The sequence below is a fragment of the Halonotius sp. GCM10025705 genome, assembly GCF_042662885.1.
Taxonomy (GTDB): Archaea; Halobacteriota; Halobacteria; order Halobacteriales; family Haloferacaceae; genus Halonotius; species Halonotius aquaticus.
The window spans coordinates 2,136,737-2,150,489 of sequence record NZ_JBHSZD010000001.1 but is presented as its reverse complement, the minus strand read 5'-3'; the positions used below and the strand labels follow the sequence as shown (position 1 = coordinate 2,150,489).

At 63.6% G+C, this 13,753-nt stretch carries 11 protein-coding genes and 2 pseudogenes; 6 read left to right on the top strand and 7 right to left on the bottom strand.

Annotation, left to right across the window (positions count from 1 at the left end; genetic code table 11):
• Positions 1 to 25: 25 nt before the first annotated feature.
• From ACFQJB_RS12000 to ACFQJB_RS11975, 6 genes and pseudogenes are all read right to left on the bottom strand, one after another.
• The gene (locus ACFQJB_RS12000; RefSeq protein ID WP_379727650.1) at positions 26 to 1,081 is read right to left on the bottom strand and encodes an AIR synthase family protein; all 1,056 of its coding nucleotides are present in this window, start codon (positions 1,079 to 1,081) and stop codon (positions 26 to 28) included.
• A 1-nt stretch (position 1,082) separates the two neighbouring features.
• Complete coding sequence (gene pheT / locus ACFQJB_RS11995) at positions 1,083 to 2,852, bottom strand: phenylalanine--tRNA ligase subunit beta (protein WP_379727648.1); 1,770 nt, start codon at positions 2,850 to 2,852, stop codon at positions 1,083 to 1,085.
• Positions 2,852 to 4,372, bottom strand: a complete 1,521-nt coding sequence (locus tag ACFQJB_RS11990) for a phenylalanine--tRNA ligase subunit alpha (RefSeq protein WP_379727646.1) — start codon at positions 4,370 to 4,372, stop codon at positions 2,852 to 2,854. The genes pheT and ACFQJB_RS11990 overlap by 1 nt, the downstream gene beginning before the upstream one ends.
• A 79-nt stretch (positions 4,373 to 4,451) precedes the next feature.
• A pseudogene (locus ACFQJB_RS11985) lies at positions 4,452 to 6,058 on the bottom strand (tryptophan--tRNA ligase).
• Entirely contained in the window at positions 6,055 to 7,203 is a 1,149-nt protein-coding gene (gene endA, locus ACFQJB_RS11980) for a tRNA-intron lyase (protein WP_379727644.1), read from the bottom strand. The pseudogene ACFQJB_RS11985 and the gene endA overlap by 4 nt, the downstream one beginning before the upstream one ends.
• Positions 7,204 to 7,278: 75 nt before the next feature.
• Positions 7,279 to 8,297 (bottom strand): annotated as a pseudogene (locus ACFQJB_RS11975) (A24 family peptidase C-terminal domain-containing protein).
• A 125-nt stretch (positions 8,298 to 8,422) separates the two neighbouring features.
• Here ACFQJB_RS11975 and ACFQJB_RS11970 point away from each other — a divergent pair.
• Positions 8,423 to 8,848: a hypothetical protein gene (locus ACFQJB_RS11970; protein ID WP_379727642.1), complete on the top strand. Its 426-nt coding sequence runs from the start codon at positions 8,423 to 8,425 to the stop codon at positions 8,846 to 8,848.
• A 24-nt stretch (positions 8,849 to 8,872) separates the two neighbouring features.
• Here ACFQJB_RS11970 and ACFQJB_RS11965 read toward each other — a convergent pair whose 3' ends face one another.
• Entirely contained in the window at positions 8,873 to 10,570 is a 1,698-nt protein-coding gene (locus tag ACFQJB_RS11965; RefSeq protein ID WP_379727640.1) for a DNA-directed DNA polymerase II small subunit, read from the bottom strand.
• 137 nt (positions 10,571 to 10,707) lie between these two features.
• Here ACFQJB_RS11965 and ACFQJB_RS11960 point away from each other — a divergent pair, with 137 nt between their 5' ends.
• From ACFQJB_RS11960 to ACFQJB_RS11940, 5 genes are all read left to right on the top strand, one after another.
• Positions 10,708 to 11,277, top strand: coding sequence for a S26 family signal peptidase (locus ACFQJB_RS11960; protein ID WP_379727638.1), 570 nt, complete (start codon positions 10,708 to 10,710; stop codon positions 11,275 to 11,277).
• Positions 11,274 to 11,453: a hypothetical protein gene (locus ACFQJB_RS11955; protein WP_379727636.1), complete on the top strand. Its 180-nt coding sequence runs from the start codon at positions 11,274 to 11,276 to the stop codon at positions 11,451 to 11,453. The genes ACFQJB_RS11960 and ACFQJB_RS11955 overlap by 4 nt, the downstream gene beginning before the upstream one ends.
• A gap of 199 nt (positions 11,454 to 11,652) precedes the next feature.
• Positions 11,653 to 12,075 carry a hypothetical protein gene (locus ACFQJB_RS11950; protein ID WP_379727634.1) on the top strand — a complete coding sequence of 141 codons (423 nt, stop codon included), beginning with the start codon at positions 11,653 to 11,655 and terminating at the stop codon, positions 12,073 to 12,075.
• The gene (locus tag ACFQJB_RS11945) at positions 12,008 to 13,210 is read left to right on the top strand and encodes an FAD:protein FMN transferase (protein ID WP_379727631.1); all 1,203 of its coding nucleotides are present in this window, start codon (positions 12,008 to 12,010) and stop codon (positions 13,208 to 13,210) included. Before ACFQJB_RS11950 ends, ACFQJB_RS11945 begins: the two co-directional genes overlap by 68 nt.
• Positions 13,210 to 13,746, top strand: a complete 537-nt coding sequence (locus ACFQJB_RS11940; RefSeq protein ID WP_379727629.1) for a hypothetical protein — start codon at positions 13,210 to 13,212, stop codon at positions 13,744 to 13,746. Before ACFQJB_RS11945 ends, ACFQJB_RS11940 begins: the two co-directional genes overlap by 1 nt.
• Positions 13,747 to 13,753 lie beyond the last annotated feature (7 nt).

Here is a 13,753-nt window from a genome sequence, read left to right as displayed (position 1 = left end):
GGTGGTCAGTCAGCCGGTCGGCCGATCAGCCAGCGCCGGTGTCGGCGGCAGTGTCGTCATCGGTGTCGTCAGTAGCCGCCGCCAGCAGCCGCTCGTATACCGGCCACGAGGAGTCGCCGGCCGGCGGCTCGCTCGGCTCGCCATCGCGGACGACACCGCTCCCCGAATCGACGCTCCCGATCACAGCCGCGGTCGTCCTGCGGTCACGGAGGGCCGCGAGTACGTCGTCGGTCGCATCAGGGTCGACCGCGAGCAGCAGCGATCCGGAACTGGTCGCCTGCCAGGGATCCATCTCAAGAGTCGAACAGACCGCGGCCACATCGTCGTTGATCGGAACCCGGTCGGTGTCGACGCGGAACCGAACGCCGGCACCGGCGGCCATCTCGTGGCACGCGCCGAGCAGCCCGCCTTCGGTGATATCGTGCATCGCCGACACACCGTCGATCCCGGCGATAGCGCGGGTATCGCGGACGACATCGAGATCGTCGAGCATCGCCGCCACGCGAGCGAGGCGGTCGTCCTCGCAGTCGATCACGTCGGGGAACAGCGAGGCAAACAGCGCGGCGGCTTCGACCGCGGGGCCCGTCGTGATGATGAGGTCGTCGCCGACGCGAGCCCCATCCGGGCGGACGATCACGTCGTGGTCACCGACGGCCATCGCGGTCGCCGCGCCGACCCACGGGAACGAACAGCCGGCGTAGCGGGCGGTGTGACCGGTGATGATGTCGACACCGAGCGCTTCGCATTCGTCGTGGATCGCTCCCCAGACCGTGGCGAAGTCGTCGTCGCTGAGATCAGGTGGGAGCGTAAAACCGACCGCGAGATGTGAGAGATCGAGCCCCGAGACGGCCACGTCAGCGAGGACGATCCGGACAGCGAACCGGCCGGCGCGCTCGAAGCCGAGGCCGGGCAGGATCGAGACCGGATCGGTGGCGACAGCGAGGGCCTGTCCGCCGATATCGAGGACGCCGAAGTCAACGCCGTGCTGTGGGCCGAGAGTCGTTTCTGGGCGGTTGGCCCCGAGCTGTGGGGCGATATGCTCCCGAAAGAACGCCCGCGAGATCTTGCCGGTTCGGGGCATCTCACTGCAGGGCGTCAAGCCGGAGTTCGAAGGCCGCGACCGGGAGTTCCAGATCGTGCTCGACCAACACCGCGGGATGGATCTCGCCGATGACACCGACCGGCTCGCCGTCGATCACCACGTCGGCAACCCGGCCGTCGATGAACGTCGGGTGGTCGGTCGGCGGGGTTTCGAGGTCGACACCGAAATCATCGCAGAGCGCGGTGAGTCGCGCCTTGGCGTCCTCGTAGGTCGCGTCGTTGCGGGCGAGGACAGCCCCGATCGATCGCCATTCGGCGACGTTCGTGTTCTCGCTTTCGTCAACCTCAGCAGCGAGGCCGATCTCGGCGAGATCCTGCGGGTAGGCGCGGTGGGTGTTGTTCTCCAAGACCATGAGCAGCGACGGGAGTACCCACGTGCGGAGTTGGGTGTAATCCTCGCTGTAGGGGCCGGTGATCTCGACGGCCTCGCCCGCGCCGACGGCGTCGGATCCTGGCTCGATGGTGAGCCGGTCGTAGTTTGCCGCCCCGGAGATCATATGGAAGTTCAGCAGATCCTCGAACCCGAGGCCGATGAGGCTCGCGCGGGTGGCGTCTTCGAGCCGCGTGCGGTCGTGGCGACCGCCGACAGTACCGATATCGGGGTAGCGTGGCTCCAACTCGTTGAAGCCGTAGGCCCGACCCAAGTCGTCGATGAGATCCATCGGGTGGAGCACGTCGACGCGGTACGGTGGGATCTCGACGGCGTAGACGACGCTGTCAGCGTCAGTAACCGCATCCACGTCATCAGCGTCGTCAACGACCGACGCCGATAGCCCGGCGCGGGCGAAGAGATCGAGAACTTCGCGCTGGTCGAAATCGACGCCGAGGATCGTCTCGATGCGGTCGTGAGCGACGTGTTTGGTGTCGGTCTCGAAATCCGGGCGGACAAGTTCGCCACCGACCTCCTCGTAGGGGCCGGTCGCAGTCGGATACTCGATTTCGACCTCCTCGATGGTGCCGCCGCGGGCTGAGAGCGCGTAACAGATGATGTTGCAGATGTGGTCGATCGTCCACTGGTCGGTGCCGGTAAGCTCAATGAGGAGATCCCGAGACTCGGCTTCGACCTCGGTGCGGCGGCCGTTGATGACCGGCGGGAACGAAAAGAGGCCGAGATCGTCGTAGATCGCGGGATAACGGTCGAACCCATCGAGGAGGTCGCCGTATTTGTCGCCAATGGGGTGATCGGTGAGCACCTCGGCAGGCGTCATCTCGCTGTCGGCATCAAGCGGAACGAACCGGTCGCCGTCGGGATCGATCCCGCGGTAGGTGATCGAGTGGCCGCTGTCATCGTCACCCAGGCCCGCGCCCTTCAGCATCGTCAGATCGTGGATACCGATGGCCGCCTTCGCGCGTTTCCGGCCCATCGTCGCGTGCAGTTTCTCCTGCAGTTGGATCAGCGACTCCAGCACGTCCTCGGTCATGTTCACGTCACGGACGATGGCACCCGTGACGTAGGGGCGGCCATCTGGGACTGTGTCTTCGACCTCATATGTCCAGTCGGGGTCGTTCGTGTCGGGGACGTAGACACCGGTGTCATCGCCGTACTGGTAGCGAAGCGAGCGGGCGACGCCCTCGACGGAGAGGCGGTCGAGGCGGTCGGGCGCGAATTCGAGTTGGAGTTCGCCCTCGTCGGTTTCGCCCTCAAATTCGAGACCGAGGTTGAACAGGTCGTCTTTGAGTTCGTCGTCGGATTTCTCGTCGTGGCCGGTCAACTCGCGGAGTTCGTCGGGGTCGACATCGACAACAGGCATTACTGGAGCACCTCCGTTTCCCGCAGCAGTTCAAGATCACACAACGTCCCGTGGACATCCCGGATATCCTCGAAGCCGTACATCAACATGAGCAGGCGTTCGAGCGCGAGGCCCCACGCCATCACGTCGGCTTCGATGCCGAGCGGTTCGAGTACTTCGGGTCGGAACAACCCGGAGTTCCCGATCTCGACGATCTCGCCGGTCGTCGGATGCTCGCCGAACAGCTCGAAGGAGGGCTCAGTGTAGGGATTGTAGTGGGGTTTGAATTTGATATCGGTGATCCCGAACTGGGCGTAGAACTCCTCAAAGGTGCCCATCAGATCCCGAACGGAGAGATCCTCGGCGAGCACCCAGCCCTCGATCTGGAAGAATTCCAGCAGGTGAGTCGGATCGAGCGTGTCGTTACGGTAGACCTTTTCAACCGAGAAGTACCGCTGCGGCGGCTCGATGTCGGCCCCAGCGAACCCGGAAAGGTAGCGCATCGACAACGACGTGGTGTGGCCGCGAAGCGCGACCGCCTCGGCGAAATCCCGATCCCACGGCGAGTGGTAGCCATCACCGTCCTCGCCGACGCCCTCGCGGTGGGCGGACTCGACGCGGTCGACGAGTTGGTCGGGGAGGTCTTGGATCGGCGGCACGTCGAGCGCGAACCGATCCCAGTGGGTGCGAGCGGGGTGATCCTGCGGCATGAACAGGCAGTCGTTGATCCAGAAGTCGGCGTCAGCATGCGGGCCGTCCATCTCCTGGAAGCCCATCCCGACGAGTACGTCCTTCGCGCGGTCGGCCGTCTGTCGGAGGATGTGCTTGCGGCCGCCCTCGACGCTGGGTGCGTCGGCCTCGACGTTGTACTCGGTGAATTCTACATCTTGCCACTCGCCGCTGGTCAGCATCTCGGGTGTCAGGCGGTCAACCGTCTCGGCGGTCTCGATGCCGGCCATCAGCGCGTCGACCGCGTCGTCGGTGAGCGTGATCTCCCGGAGCGTGTGCTCGCGCTGAATAATGAGGTCGCGGCGCTCGAGTTGGTCGAGGAGATCGGTGTCGATGGCGTCGCCGTCGGCGACGCTCCCACCGTCGGCCAGCGTTGCGAGTGCGTCGGCTTCGGGGTCGCTGTCGGGGTCGGCGTCGGGATCGGCGGTGACGCTTCCCGAGTCGATTTTGCCGTAGCCCTTGCGCGCGAAGTTGGCCAGCGCGATGTCGACCTCGGGGCCTTCCAAGCCGGCCGCGCCGATGAGCTGGCCCAACTCGACGGCCTCGTCGTCGGCTCCAGCCTCAACGGCGGCGCGGTAGAGCCGGACTTCCGGGAGGCCCGATTCGAGATAGTCGTGGGCCTCGTCGGTGAGGTCGGCCGTGGTTTCGGTGCGTTCCTCGATGGTGACCAGCCCGTCGTCGCGGAGATCGAAGGCTGCGCGGGTGACGGTTTCGGGTTTCAGGTCGGTCGCGTCGGCCAGCCGATCGACTGGCGTCGGTTCGGTCGCCGAGGCGGCTTCCAACACCGCGAGTTGTGAGTCCGGGAGTCGCATACAGTTGTTATCGGGTGTCGGTGGGGTCGTCAGTTAGCAGTTGCGAAGACGACAGCAGCAAGACGCAACAAAAATAGCGTCAGTGTGAGCCGCCCGGCCCTTTCCGGTCGGAATCGAGCACGATATCGAGGTCGTCGAGGAGTTCCCGCGCTTCCTCGCGTTTCTCCTGATGGGTCTTCAGAAACTCCTCCATCAGCGTCGCCGCCTGCTCCTTGCAGTCGCCGCAGAGTCGCTCGCCGCCGACACACTCCTCGTAGACCTCCTCGACCAGCCCATCGTCATCGTTGGCGAGGAGATAGGCATACAGCTCATAGACCGGGCAGTCGTCGGCCTCGCCACCGAGTTCGCGCTGTTTTTCAGCCGTCTCGCGGCCGCCCGTCGTCGCGGATTTCACCTTGTCGTAGCCGTCTTCGGGGTCGTCGAGTAGGCTGATGTGGCTGGCCGGAATCGACGACGACATCTTGCCGCCGGTCAGCCCGGTCATGAAGCGGTGGTAGATCGAGGACGGCTGGATGAAGCCGTAGCCGCCGTTGGCGACTTCGACCTCACGGGCGAGTTCTTCGGCCGCCGCGATATCGAGATCGAAGGCGTCGATGTGGCCCTCGTAGACGCGTTTTTCCCCCTCAATGGCGTCGATCATCGCCTCGAAGGCCTCGGCGGGGCCGTGGCGGTGGAAGAACCGGACGCGGGGGCGGACGGGCTCCTTGCCGGCCTCGCTGAGTTTGTCGACAGCGGCATCCTTGGCGTCGGCAAACTCGGTGGCAGCGTCGTAGTCGGCCAGCCAGTCGGCGGCGGCCGCACAGCGAACCATCTCGTCGCTGTCGATTTCCTCGCTGAGTGCGTCGTAGGCGCGACCGATCAACTCCCGTTGGGCGGCGTCGGCCTCGAAACTCGCGTAGGCTTCGGTGACTTTGAAATACCGCATTCGCACCGCCAGATCCCGGGCGAGGCGGACGTGGGGATCCTGATCGGGGCCGACCGGAATGACAGTGGGCTTGGGGCCGTCGACCAACTGTGGGTAGAGCATGTCGGCCATCTGGGTGACGACGCTCTGCATGTGGGAGACGCTGGTCTCGCCGTCGAAGCCATAGATCGAGCCGAACTCCGCAAACCGGGCGTTCGAGCCGAGTTCGAAGGCAAGATCCTGGAGGTCACGGTTCTGGGATTGCCGGTAGAGTGTGCCCTCCTCGGCGTCGAAGCCAAGTGCCAGCAGGCTCAACAGGTAGCTCTCGGTGTGGTCGTCAATCTCGTCCCATGTCATCCCGCGAGCGGAGTGGGCTTCAAGGTCGGCGATCAGGGCATACGCGTCGGCACCCTGCTGTTGATGCCAGATGATCTCATCGAAGACGAGTTTGTGGCCGATATGCGGATCACCGGTCGGCATAAAGCCCGAGAGCGCGGCGGCCGGTTCGTCGTTGGCAAGGGCGTCGGCGACGGGCTCGTAGTCGCGGTGGCCGAAGATGACCCCCGGCGCATGAGGTAGTGCGGGTTGGGGACGTCGCCGAGAATTTTCTCGAACTCCTCGATGCCGAACTCCTCGAAGAGTTTGCGGTAGTCGGCGATCGTTGACGATCCCCACGGGTCAATGGTCGTCTCGTCGACGCCGCCGTCGGTTGCGGCGACCGTGTCGTCGGTCGCGCCAGCTCCGGACGTGCCATCGTCGTCGTGGGGGGTATCGTCGGTCATGGTGTCAGGCGGCTCACGGAGAGCCAGTCTATCTCGCCGTTCGCGCCGGTCAGCGCAAAAACCATTCGTTTCCGTACCCCGCCGGCCAGCCGCACGTCGAGTGAGAGCTCGCGTGGATCGAACGCGTGATCGGGCTCGACGACGCGAACGAGCCGTTCGGAGTGGGGTAAGTCCTCGACCGATTCAACCGTGTTGTAGGTGCGGAAATCCGCGCCGAACTTGTAGCCTGTTTTCGGGACGACCTGTCGGTCTCGAAGCGTGCGATACACCGCAAGCCGGCGGTCGAATCGCTCGCCTTCGACCCGCCGACCCTGCTCGCGGATCGCAGTGTAGCTGGCCGGTGAGTCAGGGGTTATATCGCCGGCGTTCTCGGTTGCGGTGGGCGTCGGCGCGTCGGCTGCGTCGTCGTCAGTGTCGTCGAGTACCAACTGGCCCTCGACAGCGAGAGCAGCAGCTTCGACAAGCGAGAGCTGGACGGCGGTGTCGATGATCGCCTCCCGTGCTTCGAGGGGTTGCCCATAGAAGCCGTGGTCGTAGAAGCCATCGGGGGCATCCCAGACAACCACGCGGTCGCCGATGAGGGATCCTGTGACCCCCGCCGGTGGGCTGTAGGTCGTCCCGCCGTCGAACTCAGGCGTCGCGGTTTCGAGATAGCTGATCTCGCTTTCCTCGTCGACGACCGCGAGGGTGAGATTCGCCAGCTCGTCGGCCGGAATCGACTCGCGTTCGCCGACGACGGCGATCCGGTAGGCCGGCTCGTCGTCGCCTGGTTTCGTGCCACGGGGTGGAACGATCAGGTCGATCAGGTCGTTGTCAGCTTCCGCTGCACCGGGCCAGCCCGCGCGGGCGGGCGTGAGATAGAATCCCCGATCACGGAGGTCGGCGTAGACCAGGAATCGAAGGGCGAACCGCTCGGCGGCCGCTGCGGAGGCGACAAAGAACTCCTCGAACGAGAGGCGATCAGCGGAGCCGTCGTGGTCGACGACAGCCGTGAGGTCGCCACGGAGCAGGAGGTGAGCGGCCTCAACGCGGGCCAGGCGAATCTCGTTGCCGTCGGCCGGCCGGCCGTAGCCGCGGGCGTCGTGGAACTGCTGGCGGGCGTTGCCGCCGACCTCGACGACGCCGTTGCGAAGGTGTCCGTCCATACCGAAGGGGACGGCGGCGAGGCAAAAGGCACACCGATCCAAGAACGGGTGGTGCCGCGGGCAGCGGCGGAATTACTACACGAGCGGGAAAACCCCAATCCAGCGAAGAAAGGCGAACAGCAGGTCGCCGTAGGTGAAAGCAACGAGAAGGCCGGCAAACATCGGGACGACGAACGGAAGCCCCGGTGAGACCCAGATCGTCTCGTCGTCGGTCGTCGCCAGCAGCTCAAGGCCGTCGCGGAGTTGGTCGGGGTCGGTGCCGTAGGTTGACCGATCGATCGACTCGAAAAACTGGTCGACACCCCACGGATCATCGAGATTCTCGACAGCGGCAACGTCGCCATCGACTGTCGGAACAGCGTCGGCGTCGTCCCAGTCGAGGTCATTATCGATGTCGCTGCGGCCGTCGGTCGGCTCGCCGGTCGCCTCGATACTGGCCGGATCGCGCGCAACCTCGGGGGCTGCGCGGAGCGCAGCTGGGGAAGACCGCGCCAGCGCAGGTACATTCGGAGGGCGTCAAGATCAAGCCCGCTGTGGGTGAACCCATCCGGTGTTTCGAACAGGCGTCCGTGGCGATCCGGCAGCGAGTCGATCCGAACCGGTCGAGCCAGAAACATCACCACAGGTTCGATCCGGCGGCGGAGCAGATTTCCGAGGCCCAAGCCAACCGGGGCGGCAACCGCGAGGATCACCGCGTTGGTGAGGACTGTCAACGAGAAGACACCGATTGTCGTGTCGACGACGGGAAGTTCCAGCCCGCTGAGAGCGTAAGTTGGGAACGTCGGGAGCAGGAATGCAAGGGCGATCATCGCCTTTGCATCGGCCGCGCCGAATGCGCCGAACCACCAGAAGGCGTAGCCAAGCGGGGCGACAAACAGGAGGCTGATCCCGGCACGGATCAGGAAGGCTTGGCCGCCGGGATCACCAAACACGAAGAGTTGGACGGCTTCCCAGACGAGCAGCAGTCCGCCAAGGATGACCAGCGGTGGCCACACCCGATTCGGGATGCGGCGGGTGTGGATGTCGCGCCAGGCGGCCCACCCGAGAACCGGAATCACGAGGAGTCGAAGCAGATCCGGCAACGTTGCAACCATTACCACAGTTCGGAACCGCATCACCCATAGGTGTTTAGGTGTCGAACAGCGGCGCGGTGGGCTGGCTCGCGGTGACACTCACTGTCGCCCCGAATTTTATCCGGGTAGATGTGATATACGGTCACATGGATGTCCGGGACGCTGTCGAAGAGGACGCCGAGTCGATCGCGGCACTGGCCGACGTGCCGGCGGATGTCGTCCGGAATCTTGTGCACGATCGGAGCGTCCGGGTCGCCGAGCGGAAGCAGGCCGGCAACGATCCCAACGCCGATACCGACGCGCTTGACTCGGAGTTGTTGGGCTTCGTGAGCTTCGATGTCCACGATCAGACCGTCCACGTCACGCAAGTCGGCGGGACAAAGGAAGCCTGTGAGCGACTACTGAGCGAGCCGATTCGGTTCGCTGCCAGCGAGGGGCTGGACGTGGAACTCCTGGTCGAACAGAACGCGACCGATCTCCAGACGGCCGCCCAAGCCGCAGGCTTTCAGGAGGACGGCGACGGCCCCGTATTCCGTGGGTCGCCGACGATTCGGTACTACCAGGAACCCTAATCGAGGCAGAGACAGGCGGATCGATCACGCGAACTTTCGGACAGTCATCTCCAGGGTATCGAGGTCGACGATCGGGGCGTGGGCCACGTCGGGGTCGATGTTGACCTTCTTTTGGAACGCGGTTTGGGCCTGCCAGCAGCCGCTGTTAACGGCGAGGACGTTGTGGTACTTCCCCCAGCCGAGTTTGTGGACGTGACCGGTGTGGAAGATGTCGGGCACCGTGTCGATGGTGAGATAGTCCTTTGTTTCAGGTGCAAGTCGCATCTTGCCGCCGTATTGGGGCGCAACGTGGCGTTTCTTCAACAGTTGATACATCGCCTTGTGGGGGTCGTCATAGCTGGCTTTCTCTTCGGGGAGTTCAGCGATGACCTCATCGAGTGAGACGCCGTGATACATCAGCACGGAGACGCCCTCGATAGTGACGAGCGAGGGGTTCCCCGAAATCCGTGGGTTGTGTGCGGACATGATCTGGCGGAGCTCCTCGTCGAAGCCGGGTTGGGGTTCGGCCAGCCGGACGGCGTCGTGGTTGCCGGGGATCATCACGATCTCCATGTCGCCGGGGACGGCTTTGAGATGCTCCGAGAACGCTTCGTACTGGTCGAAGATGTCGATGATATCGAGTTCCTCGTCTTGATCGGGGTAGACGCCGACACCTTCGACCATATCGCCGGCGATTAGTAGATATTCGACGTGTTCGGCCTCCTCGGTGTGAAGCCAGTCGGCGAACCGATTCCAGGCGTCGGCCATGAACTCCTGGCTACCGACGTGGACATCCGAGATCAGCGCGGCCTGGACGTGGCGATCGGCCGTACTCGGACGGAAGGTTCGGGGAACATCGGGGAAGTGAATCGAGTCGGTAAACAGGATGCCGGAGTCATCGGCGAGCGTGCCCTGTACCGCGATACACTCGTCGAGGAGGAGTTCATCGACCAACTCGGCGATCGGCCGGTCTTTCATCACGAGCGCAGGGAAGGTTCCGGTCGTGTCTTCGAGTTCGATCAGCCAGTGGCCGCTGGCCGTCGAGCGGATGTCGTTGACAAGGCCGATCATCTCGGCGTCGCTGCCGCCCGGCATGTCGGCGATGGCCGTCGCCGGGCGGTGGTTGACGCGACCCTTGAGAAGTTTCGAGAGCTGTTCGTAGCGATCCCGAAACGTCGTCACGAACTGGCTGTACTCGCCGGTGCCGGTGCTGCGGCCGGTGATGTCGCCGGTGATTTTCGCGGGTGTCGGGTTCCGATCCGGGGAGTGATCGGTGGTTTCTGTTGGTTCCCCAACCACTTCTTTACGCCCGGTCGAGTTCGACCCCTCTGTTTCGTGTGGAGTTTGTGACTGTGTCTGTTGATCTGGGTGTGATTTGGTTGCAGTCGAAGCGGTGGTGTTTGAGCTGGGTTGTTGGGGTGTTTCAGACTGTGAGTCAGTGGGTTCAGCGGAATCTGGAGATGTCGACTCAGTCGGAGCTGCTGCTGCGGTCGACTCGGTTGTAGTTGTCGAGGGAGAGACAGCCGCACCGGTCACAACGGCGTCGCTGTCGAGACAGGCCCGAACATCGCTGCTCGTGATGCGGAGGGTGTCGTCGCCGGCTGCTGAGACGACGGCCTCGATGGCGGCAGCCGGGTCGTTCGCGCGGGCGAGCAGCGTGACCGCCTCGCGGTCGGCGTTGTAGCCGTGGCGGGCCAGCGTCTGAACGATCCGGGACGGCGTCTCGGATGGCACTGTCGGCATCTCGGGATCACCGGGCAAAAACATGCCGACAGCCGGAGCCGGTGGGAGTGGAGCTGGCGGGATGGATCGAAGGGGAGCCGGCGGGTGGCAACCCCGGGTCAGAACTTTCAAACGCGGTGCGGCTGAAGAGACTGGTAATGAGTGATGGTGATCGGCAGCCGGCTGCCGAGTCGGAACCCGACGAGGAGTCGTGGTTCCAGCGGCTCCGTGGGGCCGACGACGGACCGCTGTTGTTCCTTCGGGAACTGCTGCTCAGCCTCTCGATCGTGGCTGCCATCGGGCTTGTGCTCTTTGCGGCGACCGGCGTCTGGCCGCCGATGGTCGCCGTCGAGAGCGACAGCATGGATCCCAACATCAACAAATACGATCTCGTTGTCGTCAGCGAACCGGGGAGATTCGCGCCGGGAGAGGCCAACGATCAAGGGCTCGTGATGGCCGAAACGAGCGAGGCCAGCTACGAATCGTTCAACGAACCGGGGAGTGTGATCGTCTACGACTACCCCGGCCGCGTCGGCTCGCCGATCATCCATCGGGTACGGTTTCAGGTCGAGGCAGGCGAAAACTGGCACCATCGAGCATCGCCCGACGCGATCGACGCCGAGAGCTGTGCTGAGTTGACAAACTGCCCGGCCCCCATGCGGGCTACATCACAAAGGGTGACAACAACCGGCGGTACGATCAAGCAAACGGGGTTGCACCCGTCGTGAAACCAGACTGGATCAACGGCGTCGCCCGATTCCGGATCCCGTATCTCGGCCGGCTTCGATTGGCGTTGCTCGGAACGGGATACAGTGGTGCCATTGACGAGACAATCACCGCAGCCACCGGTGGGAGCGAGTATCTCACCGCAGGTGCAGGCGGTGGGGGCGGTGTGGGGATCTGATCAGTTGTAGGCTGAGTCGATTGTCGGAACGATACGATTTGCCGTGACAGCGAATCGGTCAGTCGACGACAAATCGGTCGAATACGACGATTCGATGGTTGGACGACGATTCGAGAGCCGGACGCGAACGAATTAGAAGGGCGTCGGTGTCGTCGAACGTACGATGCGGATTCCACTCCCAACAAACAGACTCGTTGCGATGACACTCGCCGGCGCGTTGCTAACGATGGTTGCAGCCGGCGGCTTGGCATTTCCGGGGCTTGGGCTCGCCAGTCTGAGCGATGGCGACACCGGTGTCACAGCCAGTGATCAGCAGGCGGCTGGCGACGCCCCGCAACCAAACGAGAGTTTCACGCCGGCGGTACAGACAGGCGGCAATGGCGAGAGCGGTGACGGTGAGTATGAGGAATATGAAGAAAATGAGTACGAGGACGAAGAGGACGAGGAGTATGAGGAGGAGAGTATGAAGAAGAGGGGTACGAGGAGGAAGAGTACGAAGAAGAGGAGTACGAGGAGGAAAACGAGGACGAGGAAGGGGATGAGTACGAATAACAATGCGAAGCACACAGCAGACGCTCTACGCTCGGTTGGGGACAGCCAGTCGTCGCTTTCGAGCCTGTGATACGGACTTTGTCATCAAGGTCACAGGGATTCGAGCTGAGCAGGCAGCCGGCGCGGCAAAACAGCGGATCAAAACGCTGGAAGCCCAGCTAGACCGGTTCAACGAAGCGAGTGCCGCCGCCGAACTCAACGACACAGGCCAGATCCACAACGAACATATCGCCAAGATCGTCCGGCGCGGGCGTGAGTACATCAAACGAACCGACGGGGTATTCGATATCCGACACGGGGAGTGCAAAGATGAGCTCCATCGCTATCTCCGCGGCGACGACAACGCCGTGCGTCGGGGTGGTGACACATCGAGCGCGTCGGGAACGACGGGCTCGGTATCGACGGCGTTTGCGGGTGGGACAATCAGCATCGATGGTGAGCAGGTCGAAACCGACACCGCACTCGATCTGAATGGGCTCGCAAAGGGGTACATCGTCGACCAGGCCGCGAAATGTCTCGATGGCGTTGGTCGACGCGGGTTTGTCAGCGGCGGCGGGGATATGTCGCCGCCAACGGGGCCTGTTGGGATCGAAAGTCCCTATGGAGATGACAAGCACCTCAAGACGCTGGCAACCGACTGGAATATCGCCACGACCGGCGGCTATCGTCGAGAACGCGGCGGAGTCGACCATATCTACGATCCAACAGCCGAGCGGATCGGCTCACGACACGAATCGGTGACCGTGCTTGCGGCACGCGACTGTATGGAGGCCGACGCGTTGGCGACGGCACTCGCCGCACTCCCGCTGGCGGAGGCAAAACAGCTGGCCGCCGACTGGGACGGGGCTGAAGCGCTCATCGTCCACGGTGGCGTGTTCCACACGACCGACGGGTTCGACGAGCACGTCGTCGGGGGTAATGTGATGGGCTGGACACGAAACCAACAGATCACGCTCGTTGTCGTCGTGGTGTTTCTCATCACCGTGCCGGTGCTCTGGCAGATTAGCAGCGTTCGGGCCGCACAAGCAACAACTGAGCCAGCGGAGACGATGGAGACGGTATCGACCCAACAGGCACCGGACGACTATGACGGCGACGGCATCCCTGACGCGACCGATCAGTGTCCCCAACGCCCGGAGACCGAAAACGGATTTCAGGACGACGACGGCTGTCCGGATGTCGTCGAAACCACGGGGGCCTCCTGATGTCAGTCGTTATCTGGTATCTTGACCGGGCGGCTGGCCTCCTCGCGTATCCGAGTCTCACGCTCGCGGTGCTCACCGGGATCGGCTACAACAGTCCATCGTTTGGCGTCCTGCATGCGGCGGCCCAACGCGTCCACATTGAGGTGTCAGTGTTTGCGATGATCGTGACACTGCTGCACGCGGTCATTGGCGTTGTCGACACGTGGAACGTGCTCAGTGGACAGGTGCCGTCACCGACGTATTCGCTTTCGTACTTTTCGGCTGGTGTCATCGTTGGTGGCGGCGCGCTGTTGCTGCTCGTCGTTGCCGTCCTTGGGTTTACCGACCCAGCGCGGTTCTCACGGCCGTGGGGGCCACGGGTCGTCCATACATTCGCCTACGGTGGGTTTGTCTTCGGGACGATCCACGCTGCCGCCATTGGAACCGATATTGCAGGGCTTATTATGCCGCTGTTAGGGCCGACAGCCGTGTTCATCAGCTATGTGCTCTGTCTTCGAGTGCTCGTCCAGCGGGGGTGCTGCCTGGTGTCGGAGTGAAGCAGTG

What these genes read in the sequence shown, in the direction of transcription:
- ACFQJB_RS11990 (WP_379727646.1), bottom strand. Translation starts at nt 4,372, where the DNA reads ATGCGACTCCCGGACTCACAACTCGCGGTGTTGGAAGCCGCCTCGGCG.
- pheT (WP_379727648.1), bottom strand. Translation starts at nt 2,852, where the DNA reads ATGCCTGTTGTCGATGTCGACCCCGACGAACTCCGCGAGTTGACCGGC.
- ACFQJB_RS12000 (WP_379727650.1), bottom strand. Translation starts at nt 1,081, where the DNA reads ATGCCCCGAACCGGCAAGATCTCGCGGGCGTTCTTTCGGGAGCATATC.
- ACFQJB_RS11970 (WP_379727642.1), top strand. Translation starts at nt 8,423, where the DNA reads ATGGATGTCCGGGACGCTGTCGAAGAGGACGCCGAGTCGATCGCGGCA.
- ACFQJB_RS11950 (WP_379727634.1), top strand. Translation starts at nt 11,653, where the DNA reads ATGACACTCGCCGGCGCGTTGCTAACGATGGTTGCAGCCGGCGGCTTG.
- ACFQJB_RS11940 (WP_379727629.1), top strand. Translation starts at nt 13,210, where the DNA reads ATGTCAGTCGTTATCTGGTATCTTGACCGGGCGGCTGGCCTCCTCGCG.
- ACFQJB_RS11960 (WP_379727638.1), top strand. Translation starts at nt 10,708, where the DNA reads ATGAGTGATGGTGATCGGCAGCCGGCTGCCGAGTCGGAACCCGACGAG.
- endA (WP_379727644.1), bottom strand. Translation starts at nt 7,203, where the DNA reads ATGGACGGACACCTTCGCAACGGCGTCGTCGAGGTCGGCGGCAACGCC.
- ACFQJB_RS11945 (WP_379727631.1), top strand. Translation starts at nt 12,008, where the DNA reads ATGCGAAGCACACAGCAGACGCTCTACGCTCGGTTGGGGACAGCCAGT.
- ACFQJB_RS11965 (WP_379727640.1), bottom strand. Translation starts at nt 10,570, where the DNA reads ATGCCGACAGTGCCATCCGAGACGCCGTCCCGGATCGTTCAGACGCTG.